This window comes from Brasilonema octagenarum UFV-OR1, assembly GCF_963888615.1.
Classification (GTDB): domain Bacteria; phylum Cyanobacteriota; class Cyanobacteriia; order Cyanobacteriales; family Nostocaceae; genus Brasilonema; species Brasilonema sennae.
Window position 1 is genome coordinate 63,162 of the sequence record NZ_CAWPKW010000055.1, and the last position, 24,831, is coordinate 87,992.

Consider the following 24,831-nt stretch of genomic DNA (forward strand, 5'->3'; position numbering starts at 1 on the left):
TTTCCTTCGCAGCTACTTAGCTTTCCGAAATTTCCTTGCCAACAACTTGTGACTTGAGAGTTGTAATCTCATCAGTTAACTCTTGCCGAGTTGAGGCTTTGAGTAGATAGCGGTAAATAAACCATGTAGAGTAACCAATACCAATTAATTCAAAGGTTGGTGATACCAAAGGAATGTCATTCAAAGCATCCAATACCGCCAAAACTATCTTGACCGCGACAATTGCTGCCACAATCAAACCAATGCTAACCAGGGGCTGTTTGTATCTATTAAAGAAGCTTCCCAGATATTCGGGCAGTGTCGCTAAAAAGCCAGAAACTTGTTCTCCGTATTTTAGCCATTGATCTTGAGACTGCACGCTTGGCTGGAGTTTCGTTATGCTGCCTGTTTGATTGTTGATATTTGCCATCGTTGCTTCTGGAGACTTAGTTTCCACTATTTCTGGTTCTTGCATTTGGGCTTCCATAATTTTCAGACTTGAGTTACTTTTATCCGGACAGTTACAACCAAAAGGTTGTTGACTAAACGATGCACTGGTACGTTAGCACAACTGACTTTGAGGTACAACGCTCGTTCTAGCTACCTATAACCATAATTGCGCTTCCATTACCACTTCATCAACTACAAGGTAGAAAAGCACTAACAGGGCAGTAGCTATTACCTAATTAGTATGGCTTAGAGGTAGCATTCTAAGTCGATTTTTTAATGAACTACACTCTCAAATGTATGGTTATCCCACGCTATGTAGGTTGCTAATCATGGTACTCATCTAAATACAAATCATGCAAAAATTAGCTCATCTTGTATTTAGACTTGTCTAAATGCCGATTTTACCCTATATTTAGCCTATCTTATGCTCTTATCTTTGAGGAGGACATTTCACCAATATTTATACTTATTGACATTATTAATATCTTACGTTTCGAGTTTGGGTAAAAATTCTCAAAAGTTACGTCTTTCTTACAGTACTACAACCATTTGATAAACGTCTTTACCTCCAAAAGCGGATTTACCTCAGAGTGACATCGGGCGTCCAGCAGCTTTACGGAAGTGTAAATTTTCCCATAGGCTAAGCCGTACCCGCCCCAGTTTCCGCTCATAATTGCTCATAAGAAGTAATTCTTTATACTAAAAAAACCAAGCCAGCGCTTATCCCGTTAGGTGCAAGATATAAAATAGGGAAAATGGTAGAGTTAACAGCTAAACCAAGCCCGAAAAATGTAAATAAGATATGGCTGATCAAAAAGATAAAGCTCAAGAAAAAAACCGCCTTGAACAACTCCAGGAAGAACAAGGAAACACGGATTCTAAACACTCAGGCGGTGCTGGCGCTTCTGGCGGCAACTCCGGTGCAGGTAAATCTGGCACATCAAAAATTTCTGCCAGTGGTACACCTGATGATATTGAAAAAGTTGATAAAGAATAAAGCTAACTACTCCGACGAGTCAAGGTTTAACTACGTCAGCTTTCATTAGTAACTCAACGAAACAATGGTGGATTGAATACCTTAATTATTCAGTTCACCATCGCTATAGGTGCAGCGTCAAGCATTCGACTGCCCTTCGGCAAGCTCAGGGATCGCGCTCACACCGAAGTCCTCGGGCTTATCGCCTGCTTTTATTTTAAATACCAGTTTATAATAAAAGCCGGATTTCAATATGGCTAAGTATAAGAGTTTTTCACTACTTAAAATAGTTTATAGATATACAAATCAAGTTATTGTAAATACTATTGCTAATTTTTTGCTACTTGTATGAATCAACAGTCATCAACTTCTGCCGTTGAAGGCTTTATCTCGTTTCGTGAGCATCAAGTGTGGTATCGCATTGTTAAACCGAACCAAGAAGCAGAAGACAAACTACCTCTTTTGTGTATTCATGGAGGACCAGGAGTACCCCACGATTACTTGGAACCATTAGAAGCGATCGCTAACACGGGAAGGCAAGTTATATTCTACGATCAACTAGGATGTGGAAATAGCGATCGCCCTACTGACGCAAATTTATATTCCATTGATTTATTTAAAGATGAACTTATAGCCATCCGCAGCACTTTAAACTTAGAGCAAATCCATCTTTTTGGACAATCATGGGGTGGTTGTTTGGCACTAGAACATACTCTTTCTCAAGCAACTGGTTTAGCAAGTCTGATTTTAGCTAATACACCTGCCAACATTCAGCAATTTGTGAGTGAAGCTTATAAGTTGATGAATGATCTACCAGCAGAAATCAAAGAGATTATTAGTAAACATGAAACCGCAGGTACAACTCAACAGCCAGAATATAAACAGGCTATGGAGGTCTTTAACCATTCTTTTCTCTGTCGTTTAAACCCTTGGCCTAGTTGTTTGACTAAAGCATACAGCAAAGTTGGTACAGAGTTTCGCGGCGCTGGCAAAATCATCGACTGGAGTCTTGAAGATCGATTGAGTGAAATTTTTGTACCGACACTGCTGCTTTCTGGTAGGTATGATGAGGTAACCCCAGCTTGTGTAGAAAAATTAAAGCAAGGTATTTCTGATTCAGAGTGGGTACTGTTTGAAAACAGTTCACATATGCCTCATCTGGAAGAAACAGAAAGATTTCTGCAAGTGTTAGACGAATTTTTGACTAGAGTAGAACACACTCGCGACAATCCCCGACTTCAGCAATAAGTAGCTGGACAAAAATAAATAAGACTATTTATCCAAAAGTCTCTGTATGTAAACAGCTTAGCGTTTAGCTGTCGAAATAAGTCTAGAGTCCCGTCGCCAATACATGACAACAATACAAGATGTCAGCTTTCCACAGGGCGATAATTCATCGCCCTACATAACCTCTTTCTCAGGCTGTCCTAACTTACAGAGTGACTCAATCAGCTAAACCAATGAAACAAACAGAGAATTTGTGTGCAAGGAGTTTACCAATCCCTATTCTCTTGTTCCCAGAATCAATGCTATCGTAAGCTTTATTTCCAATCAGGAACTTCTGCGTCTTCACCACCGATACCTATGCCTGTGTTAGATATTTCGGCATTAGTAATATTGAGGTCATTCATCGATGCCCCATACACATTAGAATCGTGAATCGTAGCACGAGTGAAATTGACTTTATTAAGATTGGCTTTCTTGAAATCAACATTAGTCGCTAAAGTTGACGTCATGTTAGCGCCGGCTAAATTAGCACCTGTAAGATCAGCACCTTCAAGATTTGCCTTTGTTAAATTTGCTCCTTGAAGATTAGCATCTCTCAAGTCAGCACCGATTAAATGTGCACCGCTGAGGTTTGCTTTCGATAGATCACACTTTGCACATTCCCCAGTAGCAAGTAGCTTCTTAACATGCTGTGGATTCGCTGCATTCACTGAACTAGCCAAGACTAGGGGAGTCACTAAGGTTAAAAGTGCTATAAGTTTGGCTTTCATAATATTTTCACCTTTCTGATACAAGTTGCTTCCGTTTTATCCTCACAAGTTATATTATCCCCTATATCTCGGTAATATAACTTGGTTGTGATACACGTCAGCTTTTTTTTGTGATGGTAGACAAGTTTTTCTAACTGTAAATGATTGGTAACTGATGCAGCCTGTTGTACTTTCGTTGTACTTTAACTGTTCTACCTTCACTGAAAAAAATAATAACACCTGGAATGAGGTAAGAAATTCTGCCATTGGGCATTAATCGATATCTGCTATAAGACGTAAATTGCCCAAAAGGTTGCTTAGAAAAGTGTTATGACTTTAGAGGTACTTATGGGAAAGGAAACACCCTGACAGTATTGCTTCAAAACAGTAATAATGATTACCAACCAGATACTATAGATGAACGCTTCGTGTACGGCTGCAGCACGCTCCTGCGGTACGCAAAGCGTACCGCAGGCGTACGCGCAATTTTGGTGTTTGTATGATACTCTCGTTTCTAGATATACTTTTTCAACAATAACCCCAACTTCTCTTTAGTTGCTGTGGGTGCCTTATCTAGATTTGTCAAAATCGCATGCTTTAGCGCTGAATGTGCATCACTTGAGGGTGGATTTTCGCTCAAACGCCGTACTGTTTCTTGAATGACTTTCTGAGCGTTGAGTGCATTTCGCTGCAAATTAGCAATGACCATGTCCACTGTCACGTTATCGTGATCTGGATGCCAACAATCATAATCAGTCACTAAAGCAAGCGTAGCATAGGCAATCTCTGCTTCCCGTGCTAACTTCGCCTCTGGTAAATTGGTCATTCCAATCACCGTTGCGCCCCAACTGCGGTAAAGATTGGATTCCGCCTTTGTTGAAAATGCTGGTCCCTCCATACACACATAAGTACCACCACGATGGACAGTGATATCTGGTAAGTTTTGGGAGGCAATCGCCTCTGCAACAACAACTGCCAAATTTTTACAAATCGGATCACCAAAAGCGATATGAGCAACAATCCCCTCACCGAAAAACGTTGAAACCCGATTTTTCGTTCTATCAATAAATTGATCGGGAACCACCATATCCAATGGTTTTACTTCTTCTTTCAAAGAACCGACAGCAGAAGCAGAGATCAGATACTCCACACCCAGTTGCTTCATTGCATAAATATTGGCGCGAAATGGCAACTCGGAAGGCAACAGCGTGTGATTGCGACCATGACGCGCTAAAAAAGCAACTCGTGTACCCTCTAAAGTTCCCAGTATCAAAGCATCCGATGGAGAACCAAAAGGTGTCTGGACTTGTACCTCTTCGATATTCTTGAGGGCGTCCATTTTGTATAAACCACTGCCACCAATAATCCCAATACGAGTTTCTACCATTATCTTTAGATTACGCGAAAAGTGAGGAATAAAGTTACAGAATCAAGATATCAGAGTTATGAGTCATCACTCATAACTCTAAACTCATGGCTCTTAACTTTTAAAAGTATTCTACTCGTGCATCTAACCCGCGTGAGCGTAACCACTTAGACAAATCTTCTGCTTGTGAGCGTTCTCTAAATTGTCCAGCATTGACATAGGGACCGAGTCTAGATTCAGCGCGGAAAGCTTCCGGTATATATTGACGCACTTCATTTAAAGTGTCGTTTCTAGAAATCGGGATGAGAACAACATAGCGATTCTCTTTAGGGTTCAATTCTGTAGAGTTGTTCGGGTTGTTGGTCAAACCTAATGCTTGCCAAGTGTGAAAATTGCCAGATCCTGTTGTTTCTAAGCGAGAGTTTCGCTGAAATTGAACCACAGCATCTCTGGTTGCAGGACCATAAAAACCAGTGACATTACCTTTAAAAAATCCTAAATTCTGCAAACGCTGTTGTATGGTGGTCACTCGCTGACTTGTCTCACCCTGACAGATATCTCCGGTGGTCGAACAACTATAATTTTGTCCATAATTTTGGCCGTAATTTTGCCCATTACTTTGTCCATAATTTTGGCCGTAATTTTGCCCATTACTTTGTCCATAATTTTGTCCATTACCTTGTTGTGCTAAAGCTGTGCTTATTGCTCCCAAGGTTTGTGAGTCAGCAATACCGTTGGGTGTGATTTCATGATCTTGCTGAAAACGTGCTACAGCTTCTTGAGTTGTTCGACCAAAATAACCAGTTGGATTCACCCTAAAGTAGCTCAGCTGCTGCAAATCCTGTTGCAATCCTCTCACCTGAGCACCTGAGTCACCCACATTCAAAGCATTTGGTAAGCTATCTCCACCGACGCCATCTTGGTAATTGCTAACACTGACTGAGGAATTAGAGGAATTATTTGTGTCTTGGTAACTGCTAACACTGACTGAGGAATTATTTGTGTCTTGATAACTGTTAACACTGACTGAGGAATCATTTGTGTTAAAACTGGTGCGTATTGCTTCTTCTGTTCTCGCACCGACAACACCATCAGCACGTATTCCACGTGATTGCTGGAACCTGATCACTGCTTGCTGGGTTTCTGAACCAAAGTTACCTGTTACTGGACCATAAAAGAAACCTAAGCGCCCTAAATTTTGTTGCAATCTAGCGACTGCTTGACCACTGCTACCTGGTCGCAAATCAGTGCTAACACTCACTCGCGATCTTTGATTAGATCTTCGACTTTGACATTGAGATTGCAATAGTTGTTGAGTTCTTGCACCGACATATCCAACAGTTGGTAGTCCATTGGCTCGCTGGAACCGAATCACTGCATCCTGAGTTAAGGAAGCAAACTTACCTGTAAAAGGACCTTTGTAATAGCCTAAATTGCTCAAACACCTTTGGATATTTGAGACTTGAGATCCACTACTTCCACTTCCGACTTTCTGGAGTGCGATACGCGGAGCGTCAGCCCTTTGGGCTATCGCACGCTCGGCTATACTCAAGACTACCAAAGTCAGTGTTACAGATAAAAGATGTATCGCTGCACGATTAGACAGTTTTCTCCAATTCAACCCAGCAAAAAGATTAAGAGAAAATCCCACAGCAGTATGCTCATTTCTTGTTGATGCTTCGTTTGCTGATCCAAGCTGAAGATAACCAATTGTTTCCATAGTAGTTATTTCGGTTTATTATCTTAGATGATTCCCCTGTTGTGAAATTGACTTCAGACAGAGTGTTAGTCAGTTTTTTTATATGCAATTGTAGATACACTGCCCTGACACGTAATTCCTGACAACTTGTTTTGTAATAATTAAAATTTCATTTTTACCGTAAAACTACGGTAGTCGTGCAAAACTTTTGCTGCTTACACCCATTCAGAAAGAAAACCTTCAAAAGGCTCTTTACTAAGGTTTCATACAGCAAGCAATCTACCCCCTGATTGAACTTAATTGCACAAAGTGATTTATACGAAGAATATACCAGGTTCTTAAGTCAATTGGTTTATCTGCCTCAAAACATATGGCGTTTATCTTACGCAGCAATTCTGTAAGATTTACTTGACATCAGTCATTATCAAATGCTCAGCCAGAATCTGCTTCACTGCATCCCGATGTGCTGATGGAATTCGTAAGCTCCGGAGTCCTGTTGATAGGAGATAGGGTGGTTGTTTGAACTCAATCGTCACGATGTTAGGTTTGTCTTGGCTCCACCAGTAGGATGTCAGTTTCTCCCACTTCACTACTGAAAGCATATAGCAGATGCCGTTTTCTCGAAACTCCAATCTACTCAATCCCATTGAAAGGAAATAAATGGCTAGCGACCAAAACAAAACCGGTTGCGATATAACTTCTAGCAGTTTAGTGTCATTCCCAAGCCCTGTTGAGATTTTATTAATCGCCGACCAAGTATCAAAGACTGCGAACAGTGGTACCAACACACCAACCCAAAGTATTAATTTGCTTCGTGACAACTGTCCTGCATCAAGTAGTAAAGCACCAGCCTTTCTCTTTCGCCAGTTCCAAGTTAGGAGCCATAAAACCACATAAGCTGAACATATAAAATAAAAGCTTATCGATCCATATTTGCCTAGGAATCCATGTCTGTTTAGGAAAGAAAGCCCAAAGCCAACGAAGAAAGCAGGCAGCATGCGACCCAAACGCCTTTGAGCTGCTTGACGCCCGACTGTCCGGTAGGAAATTGCGTATGCAATTGCCATAGCGGGCACAATAACAATCAATAATAATATTAACCCTGTAGAAAAGGACTGAAACATCATCATTTCCTTGCATCTACATAACCTATTAGTAGAATGCGTTAAGTTCTAATCTACTATATATAGGAGCCAATTCTGTTAGGATATGCAGTCTCTATCCTACTTGCTCGCTATGTGAGGTTCTTGCCAAAAACCCATAATTGAGCTTGAACTCCTAACTTATCACTCACGATTCGCCAGAAATTTGACAAAATACAGTCCTTTTACGTGGTCCATCTAACTCAAAGAATAAAACAGATTGATAAGTTCCCAAAGCTAATTTTCCATCCACAATCGGAATAACTTCACTCGTACTTAAAGTCATTGCCATTAAGTGAGAATGGGCATTCATTGGTTCATCTGGAGGAATATTTTCTCTTAAGTGTAGGTCGTTATGTAAGTATCGGTCTGATTCTGGTGCTAGTTTGTGCAAATAAACTTTGACATCTTGTAACAATCTTTCTTCATATTCATTAATAGCCAATGCCGTCGTTGTGTGGCGCGAAAAGACCAAAGCTTGACCATTCTTAATTGAGGTTGATTCTATCAACTCTTGAATCTGTAACGTAATATTATGAATATTTATTCCTTGTTTTGTTTCGATTTCTATAAAATGATTAACAATTGGCATACAGTTAATTTTGTGTTTTTAATTTTGCAAGTTATTAAGATGAAAATGTTCCACAAAATACAAGTCTTGTGGATAAAGTTTATTTTTTGACTGATTTCTAGTTTAAAGGTAGTGTGTCGCACTGCGTTAATGCACCTTACATATTTTTTGCAAACCCCTCACCAAGCGTTCAATTCCTTCTTTTGCTGTCTGTTTTTGTAGCGCACCGTAGGCGACGCGGAGATAGCATCCATCATCCATCCCAAAGGTTGTACCAGGTATCACTGCGACTTGATGTTCGCGGATGAGTCGTTTGACAAGTTCAAAGCTATCCACTTGAGTATGAACTTTCAGGAAAAAATAGAAAGCACCATCAGCAGGAGCAATGGTACACAAGTCTTGTAAGCTGTTGAGGGAATCAAGTACGACTTGTCTTACTTGGGCGATCGCCGCAATATGATTCTTCAAATAGTCGTCTTTGGCTTGTAACGCCCCCAAAGCTGCATACTGGGAAATCACAGGCGGACAAATCAGAATCGTGTCTTGAACTTTTTTGACGGGGACAAGCAGGTGTTTGGGGATAACCATGTAACCAATACGCCAGCTAGCAAAACCATAAGCTTTGGAAAGGCTATAGAGAGAAATCGTGTACTTGCTACTTCCAGCAAATGCACCGGGAGATATATGTTTCACTCCGTTGTAGGTAAAGTATTCATAGGCTTCATCGCTGATGTGGTAGATACCGCGATCATGACAAATTTGATTCACTTGCTGCAACGCTTGTTCTGAATACACAGCACCTGTGGGATTATTAGGGGAAATCGTCACCACTGCTCGTGTTTTTGGAGTGATAGCAGAGGCGATCGCCTCTGGACGCAGTTGGTAATTTTCATCACATTTGACGACTACCGGACGACAACCCGCCATAGTAATCGCCATTTCATGGTTGAAATAGTAAGGCGTATTGAGAATAACTTCATCTCCCACCGAAGTGATAGCAAGAACAGCATTCATAAACGCCATATTGCTACCTGCTGTCACAACGATGCAGTTTTCCTCATTGATTTCAATACCATTAAAGTCTTGTAGTTTTGCTGCTAATGCAGTTTGTAATGGAGAAATTCCCTCAACCGCTTTGTATAAATGATTAGTTGGTTCAGCTAGGAACTTGGGCAAAAGTTCTATAGCTTCGGGTGGTGGACTATAAGAAACAACACCCTGTCCCAAAGAAATAGTACCAGGACAGCTTTGAATCAGTTCCGCGACAACTGGAATAATAGGCGACTGCACCGCCTGCATCCGAGAGATAAGAGATTCCATGCGATATCACATTTAAAATAAGTTCAATTTTCTCTTAAAAGTTAATCTTATATGCGAGTCCAATTTGAGTTGTGAAATTAAGGATTGGATTTAAATCAGCATAATGAGGAAGCATCTGCCTCATCTCCTACTTTTATTCACGAACGCGAGTGCGTGCCCGTAGAACTTATCATTTAGAATGACGCTAAATAAAACTGGGGGAAACTTCACCAACGGAAGTATCCCCCCTTGTCTGATTTGCTAAGTTTGCTTATTTCTTGATTACTTCTTGGGTGAGATGAGCATCATCATGTTCCGCCCTTCTTTTTTGGGCATTTGCTGAACTTCGCCTAATGCTTCTAAATCTGTTGCCATTCGCTTGAGCAATTTTTCTGCCATGTCGCTGTGTTGAATTTCGCGACCTCTGAACATCACAGTTGCTTTGACTTTATCCCCGTCTTTGAGAAAACGCTCTGCTTGCTTAACTCGTACATTGTAGTCGTGTTCTTCAATCTTGTAACGCATCTTCACTTCTTTGACATCAGCAGTGTGCTGCTTTTTCCGGGCTTCTCGTGCCTTCTTCTCTTGCTCAAACTTGTATTTCCCATAGTCCATAATCCGACAAACCGGAGGCTCTGCCTTATCACTCAGCAGCACTAGGTCAAGTTCTTTTTCCTCTGCTAGTTGTTGTGCTTCTTGTGGGGTCAGGATTCCTAACTGAGAACCATCAGTATCAATAACCCGAATTTTCGGGAAGCGAATTCGTTCGTTAATTTGGGGCAGGTCGCGATTTCTTTTTCTTTCAATCACTGACATGATTTGTGGGAGCTATTTGTTAAGAAAGTGACTTAGTTGTTTGTTGTATGCCTCAGAAGTGAAATACTAAAATCACTGAGGACTAGAAAATGAACCTATAGTTCTAGGGTAGCTAATCCCTAGAGCAGTTTCATTGTCTTCGTTGTATCTGCCATTTTACTCATTTTGAAAGGATTTCTGTCCAATCGTTAATCTAAGTTACAGAATAGTAGCAATTTTTAATGATTGTAACACTTTCTATAAAACCATTGACTTTGTTGGTTTTCAGTGTTCGTAAAAAATGCCGTTTCAGATAATACAGTATTTAGATGATAAGCATATTTTGATGTTTGCTTATAAATAGTATTGGCTCGGTATTGATTCTAAGCAAAAAAAGGTCGAAATGCACCTAGTCTAGAATATATTTAAAGACTATCAACTTTCGCCTGCACTATTGGTACCAACTCTGCACAGATTTAGCCGCAAGGAGTTGAGCTAACTTTGACAAAGTGAAATGAAAAGTTTTTCTGTACGATAAATTGGAGAAAAGCGTGGATACTATCGTGGACTGGCAGCAACGGGTTGGCAATCAAAGAGACTGGGTTTGGAGAGGCTGGCAAACTCGCTACACATACATTCGTCCTGCTCTAAACAATCGCAAGACAACTCCCTTGATTCTGCTACACGGATTCGGTGCATCTATCGGTCATTGGCGACAGAATTTAGAAGTACTAGGCGAACACCATACTGTTTACGCCCTTGATATGTTAGGTTGGGGCGCTTCTGAAAAAGCTCCCGTAAATTACAGCGTACATCTTTGGGCAGAACAGATTTACGATTTTTGGAAAACATTTATCTGTCAACCAGTTGTACTCGTAGGTAACTCTCTTGGTTCACTTGTTTGCTTGGCAGTCGCAGCTGCTCATCCAGAGATGGTGCAAGGTGTCGTTATGATGAGTTTGCCTGATCCATCATTGGAGCAAGAAGCGATTCCTCCCATTCTACGACCTGTTGTCATGGGAATCAAAAATCTAGTTGCTTCACCACTGTTGCTTAAGCCTTTATTCCAGTTCTTACGCCGACCAAACGTAGTACGTCGCTGGGCTAGTATTGCCTATGCTAACCCAGAGGCGATCACCGATGAACTGGTAGAAATTCTGGTTGGTCCTTCTGGGGATCGAGGTTCTGCCCGTGCTTTCACAGCCTTGTTGAAAGCTACCATTGGTATTAACTTTAGTCCTAGCGTTAAGACAGTATTGCCAACCTTACAAATTCCCATGCTTCTGATTTGGGGGCAAAAAGACCGATTTATTCCCCCTGCACTTGCGACTCAATTTGCTAATTTTAACGAAAAGTTGGAACTGCTTAACTTAGAAAATGTGGGACATTGTCCTCACGATGAATGCCCAGATGTGGTGAACAAGGCGATTTTAGATTGGATTAAATCAGTGAACAGTGAACAGTGAACAGTGAACAGTTATCAGCGGGTCAATAAATCGCTTCCTCTGTTTACTGCTTTTGACCGGGACGATTTTAGATTTTAGATTGGGGTTAGTCGGTACAAGCCCCGTCCTTCTAGGACGGAATTAATTCCTCAATTCAAAATCCGCTCATTTTCAAGCTCCTCACCTTTAGCTTGGGCTGAGCGCAGCCGAAGCCGGTGGAGTCAATTCCATTATCCAAAATCCAAAATCCAAAATTCAATAAAAACCGTGATTTGGAAAGTCAAACCACGGCTGATTTTGTTTTGAGACAAAAAACTTCAATGTACTTAATCGCGGCTGTTAAAAGCAAGAATCAATCGCAAGATAAAAACAAACAAATTGATATATGTTAAGTACATTGATAAAGCAGCAGGCAGGTATTGGTCATTGCGGTAGGTGCGTGGCAGGATGTAGAAATCTACAACTGATGCACCAACAAAGAGAAATACGCCCAAACCTGAGATGCCAATTTCTAACCAGTTCGGTGTGTAAACACCAAAAATACTGAATAAAAATTGCACACCGACTACAGCAACTAAGGCAATTACCCCCAGATTAATCGTTTTCGTCAATGCCATACCATCTTGCTCAGAAAGATTTGAGCCAATTTGACGAGCAACGATAAAAGTCACACCACAACCAAGAGCTGCGAATCCAACACCTTGAATACCAACACCTGGGGTTCTCAGTGCTAAGTAGATTAAACCACTAATTGTGTATCCAGTGAGCAGACTGTATGTTGCTAATAGAGGCAGTGCAACTTTGTTATTGCCTTTTTCGGCAACATTCTGGGCAACGAAGAACAAAATCAACTGTAGAATGACTGCACCAAAGAAGGTCGGCAAGAACAATTGAGGGTTAGCACGGTTGACACTCAATCCACCGTATGCCCCTAATGCTGTTAGCACTAGTCCGCCGCCTACAAAAGGAAGAGCGTTGGCAATGACATTGGGACCGACTAGGGCTTGAGTTTTCGCCTGACGAATTGCGTCACGGAAGTTACTGGTATTGCTCATATTTCACACTTATTTTTTAGTTAGTTGAGCATTTGTGTTTCTTTCCATTTTTACTGATAACCAGAGCTAGTAGCCATAAAGATAATTCTCAGGAGTGAGTTAACGCCCAACGTTAGGGGTGTGAGGGTGTAAGGGTGTAAGAGAATGAAAATATAAATGCATTTCCCCTATACCCCTACACCCTTACACCCCTTCTTGGAACACCACTTGCCACCTCGACAGGAAGCCGAAGAGTGGCTCTACAACAAAACGGCAGTTTGCATGCACCGAAGGGAACTTTCACACGGTGAGACAGCGCTGCAGGAGGGTTTCCCTCCGTAGGCGACTGCGAACCCGAAGGGCGCTGGCTTCTCAGTATTCACAACTCAGCACTTTGTTAATTTACCACAACTAAAAAATCCGAGTTTTTTACCCGTGAAAACACTTAGATTTGGAAAAGACTATTAACAATTTCAGTAAAACAACGAATGGTTTCTACAAGAGTTCCTAAGGAAAATAATAACAGCTGTAATGGAGATTTACACTACTTTATTTTTCCCAAAAAAGGACTTCTTAAAAAGGAATTTATATGGCAGCAAATCAGTACTATATGCAATCTGATGGTATAGAATTACTACGAGCATACTACCAGAATCCTTCTGTTAAACTTCGTAATGAACTTGTACAAATGCATACTGGCTTAGTGCGCAAGATGGCTCATAAATTCAGTTATCAATGCAACGAGCCTTATGAAGATTTAGAGCAAGTCGGTTATTTAGGTTTAATAAGAGCAATTGAGCGTTTTGATCCGAGCCAAGGATATGCTTTTAGTTCTTTTGCTGTGCCTTACATTCGAGGTGAAATGCTGCACTTTTTACGCGATCGCTGTACCCTCTTAAAAATTCCGCGTCGTTGGCAAGAACTCTATAACGAAGGGCAAAAGGTTCGCAAAGAATTGGCACTGACTTTAGGTCGTCCTCCCAAAGATTTAGAAATTGCAAGCAAACTCAAGGTCTCTCCCCAAGAATGGCAACAGACAAAATTAGCTGCTCAGAACCGTATGCCTTTGAGTTTAGATGCTACTGTTATTCAGTCTATTGATTGTCAAATCACTCTAGGTGAAGCACTTCCTTGTCACCGTTCTGCTAGTTTGCAACAACAACACGAAGAACGGCAACAACTTCAAGGGGCAATAAGTATGTTGGAAGAAAAGCCCCGCATGGTAGTAGAAATGGTATATTTGAATGAATTTTCTCGCAAAGATGCCGCGAACAAAATTGGTACCAGTCCAATGACAGTTACGCGATATTTGCAAAAGGGAGTTCAAGATTTAGTCTCTATGTTAAAAACCCAAGCAGTGCCAGCAGGGTGATGATGTTTATTTAAAAAAGTATGGAAGTGCTGACATCAACGAGATTTTAAATCAGCAATTGCTCCTTTTGTCATTGCAGCAATAGCTTTATCTGTGGCTTTGGGCAAATGGTAATACTTGCCTCCTGCTGTCTTTGCTAACTCCTTAGCAAATCCAGTAGAAACAAATTTACTTTCTGTATCAATAACTAATAACTGCATTCCCAAAGCACGCATTCTAGCAGCAATTTCTAACAATTCTGCTTTGATATCTGGTTTTTGTCCACTTTCTTGCGGTTCACCCAAAGAACGCGACAAAGGAATATTGCCGCGTCCATCGGTTATCGCTACAATCACAACTTGTCCAATATCTCCGCTCATTTGGGCATTCAAACCGACGCGTACAGCTTGGGTTAAACCATGAGCCAGTGGTGAACCACCACCACAGGGTAATCTTTCCAAACGGTTGCGCGCCAAAGCAATAGAACGTGTGGGGGGTAACAATACCTCTGCTAGTTCTCCTCGGAAAGGAATCAAAGCCACTTGGTCACGGTTTTGATATGCTTCTGTCAGGAGTTGCATCAGCGCACCTTTAGCAGACTGCATCCGGTTCAGCGCCATTGAACCTGAGGCATCTACCACAAATACTATTAAAGCACCTGCTTTGCGTACCAAGCGCTTAGCTCGAATATCACTTTCTTCTACAAAGACGCGCCGTTCTCTTGAGGAAGAGGATGCATTATCTCGTCTGTTCTCATACCGCTGCCGTCGTGCTTTCTGATACGGTGCTGCCGAACGAAGTGTGGCATCTACGGCAATGCGTTGCACTTTTCCTTTCGGCAACATTGGCTTGATGTAACGTCCCCGGTCTTCGGAAAAGATTAAACTGCGACTGCCAGATTTCCCTCGCCGCTGCGCCATCTGAGCAAAATAAAGCACACTAGGATCAAGAACGACTCCTTCAGGATCAAAGATAAACTCTTCAGGGATACCAGGCGGTTCTTGTTCTGGCTGTTCTTGGTTTTCCTCTTGTTCTTGTTCGGAATTATCTTCGTCGGGTTCCTCCTGATCTTGTGGTGGGGGTGGAGGCGGTGGCGGTGGTTCTTCTTGGGGTGGCGGTGTCTGCACAACAGTCGCCCGTGGGACTATCACAAGTTCCACAGCACGCCGCAAATCCTCCGCGTTCACTTGTGTGCGTCCATCCAAAGCAGCAGAGGCTTTGGCAACACGTACGGCGAATAACTCAGCGCGGTGTCCCTGCACGCCTCCACGAATTGCTTCTTCTACTAGGTAGGAAATTTGTTGGTGGGTGATGGAAACGTCTTTTAACCATTCCCGCGCCAAGATGATTTGGGTTTTGAGGTTGTCTAAGTCTTCGCTATACTGTTGGAGAAATTCTTGAGGAGATTGGGAGTAAGCAATAGCTTGCTCGACTGCTTGGACTCTTTGATCTAAACCGAGGACACCATCAGCGCTGAGGGCGATCGCAATTCTATCTAGTAAATGTTCCCGCAATGCTCCTTCTTCTGGGTTATAAGTCGCGATAAATAAGGGTTTGCACCGATGCTGAAAACTAATGCCCTCGCGTTCAATTTGGTTGCGTCCCTCAGATAATACTGTTAAAAGCTGATTCGATATTTGGTCATCTAATAAATTGATTTCATCTATGTAGAGAACGCCTCGGTTTGCTTGGGCGAGTAAACCTGGTTGAAAGATAGTTTCCCCGAGTTTAACAGACTGTTCTACATCCACAGAACCCAAGAGTCTGTCTTCTGTGACTCCCAAAGGAATTTGTACAAAAGTTGTGGGGATGATTTCGGTTTTTACCTCGCTGCTTCCATCTTCGCTTGTAGGGAGACTGAGGGAGGAATCTGCCAAAAGTTGGTCATCCCATTCTTCTGGACGGTTGGGATCGCAATTGCTGATAGAACCAGATACAACTTCAATAGGTGGAAGTAGGCTATGAATAGCGCGCGCCATTACAGATTTTGCCGTACCGCGACGACCGGCGATCGCGACTCCTCCCAACCCCGGATCTACCGCAGCAAGCAGCAAGGCTAATTTAATCGCTTCTTGACCGACTACGGCTGTCAGGGGAAAAGCAGTACTAAGAGGGATGGTGGTAGGCGCAGGCATAGTTTAAGTCATAGCTAGTCCAGCTTTCTAGGATACCAAATAATAGCGCGGTGCAGCCCCTACAGTTATCTAAAACTGCTCAATTCCCTGCTCTGTTACCACGTCTGGGCGATGAAGAATGACTCGATATCCCAAATTGCTCTAGATAGGTAATATCTAAATCCCATTCATGCTGGCTAGCTAGCATCCCATCTTGCACCGAGTTTTTTGGCTTGATCTTTTTGTTGATATGGAACATTTAGATAGGTTCGTGCCATAGATCTTACGGATACTAGTACCTATTTATCTGTCCGCCACCAGTATACTGTCCGGGAATCTGAGTAGAAGATGGATCAAGATACTGCGGTATTGGAGCTGGGGCTTGCTGTGAGCCTATATTTCCATAATTATTGGACGTGGGTGGCGTATTATTAATAACGCCACTTTGATTGGGGGTATAGTTGGGAGCACTGAGTGTATTCGAGGACGGAGGTACTACTAATGTTGGTTGTGTTACATTAGACAATGGCTGAGCAGTATTTATGTTATTCAACCTATTGTTGATAACTTGGTTAAGAAGAATAGCCCTGCTATTAGGAACTGCACTTGGAGTTTGCGGTATGCCTACAGGTGCTAATTGAGGTTGAGGATAAGCTGTTCCAGGAATGGAAGTTTGTAGTTGGTTTGCAGTTGGTGGTTGTATATAACTTGTTCCACCAGATAAATTTTGTGGTTGCGGATTATTGAAACTTGGTTGGGGGTAAGCTGTTCCAGGAGTAGTTCCTGGTTGTATGTAATTGGTTCCAGAAATCGCTCCCGGCTGCGTAGAACCTGTTCCTATGTTCAGAGGATTGATTGTGTTTGTATTAAAGTTAGTGCTTGGAACAACAGTCTGACTGCTTCTGTTTTCAGTGGATAGTAAAGATGATGGCTCAAGAGGGTATCTCTGAGTTGAGGTGATACGATTTGAGTTTGTAGATTGTTGGCTCTTTATTTGGTTAAGCGCTGTTTGCAAGGCACTTTCTGAGACGCCGTTTTGATTAGAAGTGGTTTGAGTCGCTAATCCCGTTCCCAAACTCGGAGCTAAGGCATTCACTCCTAGTGAATTGCTACCATTTTGAAGATTTTTAAATTGTAATAAACTCTGTGCTTGTGCTAGGAATGGATTTTCCAACTCTAGAACGGGTGTAGAATTACCGTCCTTGACATTAAGCTTTAATTTACTATCACTTGTAGAAGTCTGGGTGTTGCTATTTAAAGCTTCTAATAAACTTTTGCTGTTTTTTGCTTGAGTGTTTTGTTTGGAGGCGAGATTTTTGGCTGGATACGGAACTGGTGGTAAATTATTAATATCCGGTGTTATTGGGCTGTCTTCCTTTGAAACAGAGGAATTGACAGGCTTGTTATCCGCAACTTGATTTTTTTGCCATTGAGTCAAAAAGTCGGGGTTTGTCCAGTATTCTTTGATACCCAGCCCTACGACAGATAAAAAAATTGCTGTTCCCCAAAAACTAGGTCGTGCTAAATACCATAACCTAGCTTTGAGATAGCGTAAGTAGGCGGGAGGATGGTGGTGGCGTGACATGGGCAATATAGTCTAAGTTTACAAATAAATTGGTAAAAGAAAAAAGGTTTAGACCAGCGGTTTTAATGCGAGTTTTTTTATCCTACCTACTCCACAATTGTAATTTATTAACCCCAGGTGTGATTGTTGTCAAAAAACTATTTTTGTGCAACTCGCCTCAATAACAAGAAACCTACACCAAATCCCAGAAAGTTACACATCCAAGCAGCTACCAAGGGAGAAAGAATACCAGCTTCTCCTAAAGCACCAGTAATAAACCAAAGCAAATAATAACTAAAAATAACTATGACACTGATGCCAAAACTTGTCCCTTTTCCAGTACGCTGAGGTACGGTTCCCATTGCTGCACCGACCAAACCAAAAACGACACAGACAAATGGTAAGGAAATTTTTTGTTGAATCCTGACTTGGAGTTTGCGAATTTTGTGCTCATCACCACCGAGACGTTCAACCTCTAGTTGTTCCAGTGCTTGACCAATGTTCATCTCGCCATAGTCTCGGCTTTTCTGTGCCAAATCAAGAGCAGTCCGAGGCAATTTTATTTGTTGGTGTTCAAACCTGAGAATGTTACGATAAGAGCGGTCAGGGGCGACTAAATAGATGGTACCGTTGTGAAAATCCCAGACATTTTGAGATGGATTCCACTCGCCTGATTCTGATACAATGATTTGACTCACACCTTGTGTAGAACGGTCAATAATTGTCAAACCTTTCATCTCTTTACCGTCAAATTCATCAGCGTAAAACAAGCGTGTTAAGATTTTACTATTTCCACTACCATCCTTTTTTTTTACCTTCTGGTATTCGGGGTAAAAAATGTTTTGCCGCTTAACAATAGTTGGAGTTTCGGACTTGAGAGCCGCATTCAATATTTGAGTTGCTCGGTATTTGGATGCTGGTGCAAGCTGTTCGTTAAACACAAATGTCATTCCTGTAACGATCAAACTCAACATCACAGCAGTGAGTACCATGCGATACACACTAACTCCGCAGCCGCGTAAAGCTACAAGTTCGCTATCGCTGGAAAGACGACTGTAAGTCATCAAAGTAGCCAGGAGCGTGGACATGGGGAAAGCTAAAACGATAAACTCTGGCATAGTTAACATAAAAACTTGAGCGGCGATGCTTATCGGTAATCCGGATTCCACGATTTTCCGTATTAGCTCGAACATAGCATCTATTGTTACGCCAATTGAAGCGAAAGCCCCAACACCAAACAAAAATGTCGGCAACAATTCCCTCGCCAGGTAGCGATCCATTATAGAAAAAGGGAGCAGCGAATTGATGGTGTAGAAAGACTTAAATTTAGGCATTAGTTATTAGTTATTAGTTATTAGTCATTAGTCATTGATACTAGGTTTTTTGTCACGATTCATCAAACATTTATGCACTATACTATGCAAACTCAAGTGAGAAATCCTGGTTTCGGGTAGCAACAATTTCAGCCACAAGAAGATTTAAGCATCAAAAATGTAGCAGTTATCAAAATAAATCGTAAACAAAATAAAGCCAGATTACGAAATTTTAATTAAAAACAGTAAATATAAAAGTTTTTTTATTTTTAATTGATTTTTTATTTACGCTTGGAAGTTATCGCCCAGATAGTATTGCCGCACAAGGGGGTTATTGTAGAGTTCTTTGGAGGTACCGGAGGCAAGGATTTGCCCCTCACGCATAATATATCCGCGATCTGTGATGGCTAGAGTTTCGCGGACGTTATGATCGGTGATTAAAATGCCCATATCGCGATCGCGCAGTTGCGCGACAATTTGCTGAATTTCTGAGACTGCTATGGGATCAACTCCTGCAAATGGTTCATCTAAAAATAAAAATTTTGGTCCTTCTTTACCAGCAGCCAACGCCCTTGCCAATTCTGTCCGGCGTCTTTCACCTCCAGAAAGTTGAATTCCTTTGTTGTTGGCTACTTTTTCTAAACGAAACTCCCGCAACAAGGTATCCACTCGCCTTGCCCAATCCCAGCTTGGCACATTTGTTTGTTCTAGCACCAAAAGAATATTATCTCGCACGCTGAGTTGACGAAAAACACTTGCTTCTTGTGCCAAATAACCAAGGCCTAGTCGCGCCCTTCTGTGCATTGGTAGCGGAGTCATATCTACATTGTCTAACCAGACTTTTCCCTTATCTGGTTTTTCTAAACCTGTGGCTATGTAAAAAGTCGTCGTTTTACCAGCGCCATTAGGACCAAGTAACCCAACGATTTCGCCTTGGGCGACTGAAAGGTTGACGCGATTGACAATGACTCGCTTGCCATAAGTTTTATGAACATTTTCTAAGACAATTTTCACCCTCTGCCGTCCTTTATGAGTTATCTGTGCTAATTAGATTTTTTCACAGGTGCTGTTGCAGGAGCAGATCCAGGAGTTTGGTTATTCTCGTTAACCAGATAAATAGATTCTACTTGACTACCTTGCTTGGGTGTAGCAACAAATCGCGCTTCATCAATTAGATACGTTACTGAGTCAGCCTTAATGCTATTGCCTCCTTGTTGCAAAACATAGACGTTGCCACTAAGAATAATCTGACGTTCGCGGGTAAAGTATTGTGCTTGGGCAGCTGTTGCTTGAATACCTCGTGCGGGATAAGACAGTTCCACTTCACCGCGAATAGTTGCCACTTGTGTCTTAGAGTTATACTCTTGTACCTTTCCACGGATGTAAAGAGGACGATTTTGCTGAGCTTTTTGAGTTTGTGCAGTAGCTCTTTGCAGTTGGCTCGGAAAGGTCATTGACCCCAGAAGCACAACTGGTACTATTAAAGCTAGTGCCAAACGACGTATGTGAAACTGAGGCAATTGATAGTGGGGCATGATAGCTATTTATAGTTTCTGATTTTTGATTGTTATTCCAATTTTCTCAACTACTTTAACCACAGATCATAAAATACGCATTTTGGGCTATTCGAGGATAGCTGCTGGCTAAAACTAGGAGTATTGACGCTGTCTCGACTTTTAAGGTTTCATTTGTTAGAAACGCCGGAATAGGGAACACGGAACAGGGAACAGGGAGGTGTTTGTTTCATCCATAACGGATTGCAATCCCTGCCCGTGGGGTGCTATCAGAGCACACAGATTTGCATGCACTGCCACCTAGGTTGAATCTACAGTATTTTAATAATTTTTAATATTTCTTTAATTTTTTTTTTAATTCTTTACGTATTTTCATTATTAACTCTGATAATCCTAGGCAAGGGTAAACCTTCATCTTGACCGAGGTTAAGAGCGGCAATCTTTTCTGGCTCTGTGAGTTGTAATGCCTTCAACAATGCCGCACTCTGAATTAATAATTCGTCTACATCAATGCCGCCATATTCTGATGGGTAACGTCGCAAGCGATTGCTACCCTCACCCAACAAAATGACCGCACCACGTAAATTTTTGTTGCCTAAATGATAAAATGCTACGGCAATTTGCAAAATGCCTTGATAAAAAGTTTTGTCTGGCTCTGTTGCTTCAATCCACAGAGCCTCCAAGGTATCATGACAAGCATAATACTCCCCAGTATTAAACTGCTCTACACCTTGCCAAAACTCATCAGGCATTTCTTCGTTCATCCCATACCATCTCGTACTTCCTTAATTGTTTCTAAAGAAATTTCTTGCTTATCACCAGCGAAATCATTATCTGATGTAAGGAACAGCATGCAGTGACATTCTTTGCGCTCCCGCATTGGTACGCATGGACAGTTCCAAAAAGTAGCTTTGACTTCCGCTTGTTTGTCTTCATAATGGCGACATGGACACAAAGGAGCTCCGATTTCATCTTTGTGCTTGGCAAGTCCTTCAATCACAACTGCGGTAACAGAAGGTTCAGAACAGAAGTACGTTCCAGTACGCTTGGCGTATTGTTCCGAAAAATGCCGCATCGCCTCTAGGCTATGTTCGCTGGATTTTGTTGTGTTAACCTCTGGTGAAATCATGGGATCGGCCATTCATAATTTAAACATTTCTTTGCATTGTACCGCAGCCTACGGGAGCTATAACTAGGGAGGACTCCCCTTCTTTGAAGCGATTTGAAATTTTGTAAAATGTGTGTTAAGGCGCGAGTTCGTGACTCAAGGGTTAGGACACAAGGCAGATTTCACTATTTTGAATTGACAAAAACTGTATGGGGAGCAGAGCATCGTAGAATCGGCAGAATCTGGACATCACATCATAGTTACCGTTTCGTCGCACCCAATTGAAATTTTCATGGGTGAAATTTGAATGCATTTTATAGCGATAGATTCTTGCGGTAGACATACATAGGACTTACGCACGAGTTACTAATGAACTTGACTGTGAGATTGCTTTGTGACGTCGCAATTACACAACTACGTTACTTTTGCATAAGTCCTGATACACAAAAAGTGCTGAGCCTTAAGTGAGATGTCCTCAAAACTCAGCACTCAGCATTTCATAGTGTCTAGCGTTTCGCTAACTTCTTCGCCAACTTCCGCAGACGAATTGACTGAGGAGTCACTTCCACCAATTCATCTGGTCCAATGTACTCTAAAGCACGCTCTAGACTCATATCGACTGGTGCTTGCAACTGTACCAGTTCATCACCGCCTGCTGCACGGTGGTTGGTCAGTTGCTTCGTCTTGCAGACGTTCAATTCCAAGTCTTGGGGACGATTGTGTTCTCCGACAATCATGCCTCTGTAAACTTTCGTACCTGGAACAATAAAGAATACACCTCTATCTTCGGCGTTCTTCATGGCGTAGAAGGTGGAAACGCCTTCCTCAAATGAGATTAAGACACCTTTGTTACGGGCTTCAATATCACCAGTGATAGGACGGTAGTCAAGGAAACTGTGGTTCATGATACCTTCACCACGAGTCATACGCATGAATTCACCGCGAAAACCGATTAATCCACGGGCGGGGATGACAAACTCTAGCTGGGTGCGTCCGTTACTACCCACTTGCATATCTTGCATTTCGCCTTTGCGTTGTCCCAGTCGCTCAATGCAACTGCCAACGGCATCTTCAGGAATGTCTAATACCAGAAGTTCGTAAGGTTCGCAAGGTTGCCCGTTGACTTCGCGGTAAATCACCTGTGGCTGGGATACTTGAAACTCAAAACCTTCGCGGCGCATGGTTTCTATTAAGATCCCTAGGTGGAGTTCTCCACGACCGGAAACCAAGAATTTATCGGGGGAGTCGGTTTCTTCAACGCGTAGGGCGACGTTAGTTTCTAGTTCGCGAAGGAGGCGATCGCGCACTTGTCGTGATGTCACCAACTTTCCTTCTTGACCTGCAAAGGGCGAATCATTCACCCAGAAGGTCATTTGCAATGTCGGTTCATCTACCTTAATCAGTGGCAATGCTTGGGGTTCGTTCGGGTCAGTAATCGTTTCCCCAATGTTGGCATCAGCAAACCCTGACACAGCTACGATATTGCCAGCGGAAGCTTCTGTGATTTCAATGCGCTTCAGCCCTTCAAAGCCCATCAATTTGGTGATTTTTGCCTTGACAACTTCGCCGTTTTCTTTTACCAAACCCGCTTGTTGTCCCATGCGGATGATGCCATTGTGAATTTTGCCAATGACAATCCGTCCCAGATACTCAGAATAATCTAGGGTTGTGACTTGTAGTTGCAGTTGCTTGTCGGCGTCACCCACTGGTGCTGGTACATGGCGCAGGATAGCTTCAAATAGTGGCTGCATATCCTTGGCTTCATCTTCTAACTTTTCTTTGGCATAGCCACTTATACCAGAAGCAAACAGATAAGGAAAATCACACTGATCATCATCTGCCCCTAGTTCCAGAAACAGATCCAGCACTTTATCTGTGGCACCATGTGGGTCTGCTTGGGGACGGTCGATTTTATTAACGACAACGATGGGGCGCAGTCCTTTTTCCAGGGCTTTTTTCAAGACAAAGCGTGTTTGAGGCATGGGACCTTCGTTGGCATCAACAATGAGAATGCAACCGTCAACCATGCCGAGTACACGTTCTACTTCACCACCGAAGTCAGCGTGTCCAGGCGTATCAACAATGTTGATCAGCGTCTCTCCATAGTGAACCGCAGTATTTTTGGCAAGAATTGTAATTCCCCGTTCCCGTTCTAGGGCGTTGGAGTCCATGACGCAATCCGGAACGTCTTCTCCTTCACGGAAGATGCCGGATTGTTTGAGGAGAGCATCAACAAGGGTTGTTTTGCCGTGGTCAACGTGGGCAATAATAGCGACGTTACGGATTGGGAGCGTCATAATAGAGCGTTTGGATAAAATTAGCGTGGGGATTTTATAACTTACATCTAGTGGAGGAATGTTGTAACAGAATTCCGGTAGTTTGATAAATTCTGTAAACAAGCCTTAACAATTCTATATTAACTCTTTATGGTTGAAGTGTTTTTGCGAATCACCAAGATGCTAAGGACGTAATAGATTGGATGTTATGCTGGCAACACCGTGATATAAACCACTTGCGCTCCCGTATCCTGTGACCAAATCAAGCAGGGGTGCAGGGAATATCAAAAAATGATCAAAAATTTTTGTCCTCTACACCCTTGCAATTCGGTTTAAAGCCGACGTATTGTCCCTAAAAATCTGGTAGCCTTCTTTTTGTTGATTAACGCCAGTCGCCTACGGCGCTGGACTCACTGTTTAATTGCAGGGGTGAAAAATCCGGCAGATTTCATTCTATTATGAAAAAGATTTTTTCTATAACTTGTTTGATAGCTTTATTGTGTTTAGTTGGTTCGTGCTCCATATTTGATCGAACGGTTCAAATTAAGGATGTCAGCAAACCAGAACAAATCACCATCAGCAAAGCACCATTACAAGGAAATGTTTATCTCATTAGTATTCAAGTTACTGGCCAACTTGATGGCACAGCGAGTTTAACGATTGATGGCAGAACCTCTGTATCAGATAAAATGCATAACAATGTGAATTTTAAATGGGAAAATGATTGGTATTCTGATGTCGCTGTTATCCACCAACCAATTGATGTTAAATCTGGTAAGTTGACCATTTCCTATCGCTTTTTTGGTTAATATCACTATCGGTACGATTGGGGTAGTTAATGCATTCAAGATTCTGGTAA

At 42.1% G+C, this 24,831-nt stretch carries 23 protein-coding genes; 5 read left to right on the top strand and 18 right to left on the bottom strand.

Annotated elements, in window-relative coordinates:
* Nucleotides 1-16: 16 nt before the first annotated feature.
* Complete coding sequence (locus tag AC5590_RS04270) at nt 17-466, bottom strand: CAAD domain-containing protein (protein WP_169263159.1); 450 nt, start codon at nt 464-466, stop codon at nt 17-19.
* Between the two features lie 765 nt (nt 467-1,231).
* Here AC5590_RS04270 and AC5590_RS04275 point away from each other — a divergent pair.
* Both AC5590_RS04275 and AC5590_RS04280 read left to right on the top strand, forming a co-directional pair.
* Entirely contained in the window at nt 1,232-1,426 is a 195-nt protein-coding gene (locus AC5590_RS04275) for a hypothetical protein (protein ID WP_169263160.1), read from the top strand.
* A 327-nt stretch (nt 1,427-1,753) separates the two neighbouring features.
* Nucleotides 1,754-2,653, top strand: coding sequence for a proline iminopeptidase-family hydrolase (locus AC5590_RS04280; protein ID WP_169263161.1), 900 nt, complete (start codon nt 1,754-1,756; stop codon nt 2,651-2,653).
* A 293-nt stretch (nt 2,654-2,946) separates the two neighbouring features.
* Here AC5590_RS04280 and AC5590_RS04285 read toward each other — a convergent pair whose 3' ends face one another.
* The 7 genes from AC5590_RS04285 to infC form a co-directional block, all read right to left on the bottom strand.
* Nucleotides 2,947-3,402: a pentapeptide repeat-containing protein gene (locus AC5590_RS04285; RefSeq protein WP_169263162.1), complete on the bottom strand. Its 456-nt coding sequence runs from the start codon at nt 3,400-3,402 to the stop codon at nt 2,947-2,949.
* Between the two features lie 493 nt (nt 3,403-3,895).
* Nucleotides 3,896-4,768, bottom strand: a complete 873-nt coding sequence (locus AC5590_RS04290; RefSeq protein ID WP_169263163.1) for an S-methyl-5'-thioadenosine phosphorylase — start codon at nt 4,766-4,768, stop codon at nt 3,896-3,898.
* Nucleotides 4,769-4,868: 100 nt separating this feature from the next.
* Nucleotides 4,869-6,467: a peptidoglycan-binding domain-containing protein gene (locus tag AC5590_RS04295; protein WP_169263164.1), complete on the bottom strand. Its 1,599-nt coding sequence runs from the start codon at nt 6,465-6,467 to the stop codon at nt 4,869-4,871.
* A 383-nt stretch (nt 6,468-6,850) separates the two neighbouring features.
* The gene (locus AC5590_RS04300; RefSeq protein ID WP_169263165.1) at nt 6,851-7,513 is read right to left on the bottom strand and encodes a DUF5673 domain-containing protein; all 663 of its coding nucleotides are present in this window, start codon (nt 7,511-7,513) and stop codon (nt 6,851-6,853) included.
* 223 nt (nt 7,514-7,736) lie between these two features.
* Complete coding sequence (locus AC5590_RS04305) at nt 7,737-8,180, bottom strand: secondary thiamine-phosphate synthase enzyme YjbQ (protein WP_169263166.1); 444 nt, start codon at nt 8,178-8,180, stop codon at nt 7,737-7,739.
* A gap of 126 nt (nt 8,181-8,306) precedes the next feature.
* Complete coding sequence (locus tag AC5590_RS04310; protein WP_169263167.1) at nt 8,307-9,479, bottom strand: pyridoxal phosphate-dependent aminotransferase; 1,173 nt, start codon at nt 9,477-9,479, stop codon at nt 8,307-8,309.
* A gap of 261 nt (nt 9,480-9,740) precedes the next feature.
* Complete coding sequence (gene infC / locus AC5590_RS04315) at nt 9,741-10,274, bottom strand: translation initiation factor IF-3 (protein WP_169263168.1); 534 nt, start codon at nt 10,272-10,274, stop codon at nt 9,741-9,743.
* A 530-nt stretch (nt 10,275-10,804) separates the two neighbouring features.
* Here infC and AC5590_RS04320 point away from each other — a divergent pair.
* On the top strand, nt 10,805-11,719 hold the full coding sequence (locus AC5590_RS04320; protein WP_169263169.1) for an alpha/beta fold hydrolase: 915 nt from the start codon (nt 10,805-10,807) through the stop codon (nt 11,717-11,719).
* A 305-nt stretch (nt 11,720-12,024) separates the two neighbouring features.
* On the opposite strand, the gene AC5590_RS04325 is transcribed toward AC5590_RS04320, so the two are convergent.
* Nucleotides 12,025-12,753 (bottom strand): Bax inhibitor-1/YccA family protein, encoded by a 729-nt coding sequence (locus tag AC5590_RS04325; RefSeq protein ID WP_169263170.1) that lies wholly within the window; start codon nt 12,751-12,753, stop codon nt 12,025-12,027.
* A 568-nt stretch (nt 12,754-13,321) separates the two neighbouring features.
* Between AC5590_RS04325 and AC5590_RS04330 the strand changes: the two genes are divergently transcribed.
* Nucleotides 13,322-14,104, top strand: a complete 783-nt coding sequence (locus AC5590_RS04330) for an RNA polymerase sigma factor SigF (protein WP_169263171.1) — start codon at nt 13,322-13,324, stop codon at nt 14,102-14,104.
* A gap of 35 nt (nt 14,105-14,139) precedes the next feature.
* Here AC5590_RS04330 and bchD read toward each other — a convergent pair whose 3' ends face one another.
* From bchD to typA, 9 genes are all read right to left on the bottom strand, one after another.
* Nucleotides 14,140-16,218: a magnesium chelatase ATPase subunit D gene (bchD, locus tag AC5590_RS04335; RefSeq protein WP_169263172.1), complete on the bottom strand. Its 2,079-nt coding sequence runs from the start codon at nt 16,216-16,218 to the stop codon at nt 14,140-14,142.
* Between the two features lie 176 nt (nt 16,219-16,394).
* Complete coding sequence (locus AC5590_RS04340; RefSeq protein WP_370460543.1) at nt 16,395-16,475, bottom strand: DUF5710 domain-containing protein; 81 nt, start codon at nt 16,473-16,475, stop codon at nt 16,395-16,397.
* A gap of 14 nt (nt 16,476-16,489) precedes the next feature.
* Nucleotides 16,490-17,782 carry a hypothetical protein gene (locus tag AC5590_RS04345; RefSeq protein WP_169263175.1) on the bottom strand — a complete coding sequence of 431 codons (1,293 nt, stop codon included), beginning with the start codon at nt 17,780-17,782 and terminating at the stop codon, nt 16,490-16,492.
* A 137-nt stretch (nt 17,783-17,919) separates the two neighbouring features.
* Nucleotides 17,920-19,095 (bottom strand): LptF/LptG family permease, encoded by a 1,176-nt coding sequence (locus AC5590_RS04350; protein WP_246163096.1) that lies wholly within the window; start codon nt 19,093-19,095, stop codon nt 17,920-17,922.
* A gap of 264 nt (nt 19,096-19,359) precedes the next feature.
* Entirely contained in the window at nt 19,360-20,088 is a 729-nt protein-coding gene (lptB, locus tag AC5590_RS04355) for an LPS export ABC transporter ATP-binding protein (protein WP_169263176.1), read from the bottom strand.
* Nucleotides 20,089-20,117: 29 nt separating this feature from the next.
* The gene (locus tag AC5590_RS04360; protein ID WP_169263206.1) at nt 20,118-20,612 is read right to left on the bottom strand and encodes an LptA/OstA family protein; all 495 of its coding nucleotides are present in this window, start codon (nt 20,610-20,612) and stop codon (nt 20,118-20,120) included.
* 338 nt (nt 20,613-20,950) lie between these two features.
* Nucleotides 20,951-21,352 (bottom strand): DUF309 domain-containing protein, encoded by a 402-nt coding sequence (locus AC5590_RS04365; protein ID WP_169263178.1) that lies wholly within the window; start codon nt 21,350-21,352, stop codon nt 20,951-20,953.
* On the bottom strand, nt 21,349-21,717 hold the full coding sequence (locus AC5590_RS04370) for a ferredoxin thioredoxin reductase catalytic beta subunit (RefSeq protein WP_169263179.1): 369 nt from the start codon (nt 21,715-21,717) through the stop codon (nt 21,349-21,351). The genes AC5590_RS04365 and AC5590_RS04370 overlap by 4 nt, the downstream gene beginning before the upstream one ends.
* Nucleotides 21,718-22,202: 485 nt before the next feature.
* A complete protein-coding gene (gene typA / locus AC5590_RS04375; RefSeq protein WP_169263180.1) occupies nt 22,203-23,993 on the bottom strand; it encodes a translational GTPase TypA in 1,791 nt (596 codons plus the stop codon).
* Nucleotides 23,994-24,430: 437 nt separating this feature from the next.
* On the opposite strand from typA, the gene AC5590_RS04380 reads away from it, so the two are divergent.
* The gene (locus tag AC5590_RS04380) at nt 24,431-24,781 is read left to right on the top strand and encodes a hypothetical protein (protein WP_169263181.1); all 351 of its coding nucleotides are present in this window, start codon (nt 24,431-24,433) and stop codon (nt 24,779-24,781) included.
* The last annotated feature ends 50 nt before the right edge of the window (nt 24,782-24,831 follow it).